Origin of the sequence: Leptolyngbya sp. BC1307, assembly GCF_002286735.1 — a bacterium.
Lineage (GTDB): Bacteria > Cyanobacteriota > Cyanobacteriia > Phormidesmidales > Phormidesmidaceae > Phormidesmis.
On the sequence record NZ_NRTA01000157.1, the window covers coordinates 1 to 1,086 of the forward strand.

Below are 1,086 nucleotides of genomic sequence, written 5' to 3' on the forward strand. Positions count from 1 at the left end.
ACCAATGAAACCAAGTCGTCACCTCTCGTGATAGATGTCGTCCGTCTTCAAACGCTTTGAGATAGATCAACTCATACTTTAAGGATCTCCATAATCGCTTAATGAAAATGTTGTCATAACACCGCCCACGACCATCCATCGAAACCTGTACATCGGCCTGCTTGAGGCAGTCTGTGAAAGCGTTTGCCGTAAACTGAGCACCCTGGTCAGAGTTGAATACCGTCGGCTTGTGATGGTGCGATAGGGCATCCGCCAACGCCTCAATACAGAAGGCACCATCGATCGTATTAGAAACCTGCCAACTCAGCACTTTCCGGCTGAACCAATCCATCACGGCCACGAGATAAAAGTGGCCTTTCAGTACCGGCAGATAGGTGATGTCAGTACTCCACACCTGATTGACTGAGGCGATATCGACACCGCGCAGCAAGTAGGGATAGATCTTATGTTCTGGATGTCGTTTGCTCAGCTTGGGCTTGGGATACACCGCATGTAAGCTCATCTGACGCATCAGCCTTTGCACTCGCTTGCGATTCACCTGATAGCCTTGCTGAGCCAAGTGTGCCACCATCCGACGACTGCCGTAGAACGGCGTTTTCAAATACTGCTCATCAATCAGTCGCAGCAGTATCAACTCCTCGTCTGACGGCCCCACCCGCTGGTAGTACAGGCTAGAGCGGCTGATCCCTAGCAGCTCGCATTGGCGCACCAAACTCAGTTCTGGATGCTCAGCATCTACCAGGGCTTTTCGGGTAGCAGGCCCAGTTGTGCTGAGCGCTCGGCTAAAAAATCCCGCTCTACCTTCAGCTTGCCGATCTGACGATACAGTTCATCGTTTTCGGCCTTAATGTCGGACTGCGCTTTGCTGGCTGATTTACTCTTGTCAAACAGCTCACTGGCATTTTCCAGCAGCTCACGTTTCCAGGTGTTTATCTGAGCTGGATGAAGTTCATGTTGCGCTGCTAACTCAGCGGCGGTCTTATCACCTCGGATGGCGGCAATCGCTATTTTTGACTTGAATTCTGGACTGTACTGTCTGCGTTTTCTGCTCATGAATAACTCCTATCATTTCTTGAGTGATTCAGA

2 protein-coding genes are annotated in these 1,086 nt (G+C 50.5%); both read right to left on the reverse strand.

The window, feature by feature from the left end; translation table 11 throughout:
* On the reverse strand, positions 1-709 hold a 709-nt coding region (locus CKL79_RS22515), incomplete at its 3' end, for an IS3 family transposase (protein ID WP_121971721.1).
* Positions 710-735: 26 nt separating this feature from the next.
* Positions 736-1,053, reverse strand: coding sequence for a transposase (locus CKL79_RS22520; RefSeq protein ID WP_121971722.1), 318 nt, complete (start codon positions 1,051-1,053; stop codon positions 736-738).
* Between the last annotated feature and the right edge of the window lie 33 nt (positions 1,054-1,086).

What these genes read in the sequence shown, in the direction of transcription:
- CKL79_RS22520 (WP_121971722.1), bottom strand. Translation starts at nt 1,053, where the DNA reads ATGAGCAGAAAACGCAGACAGTACAGTCCAGAATTCAAGTCAAAAATA.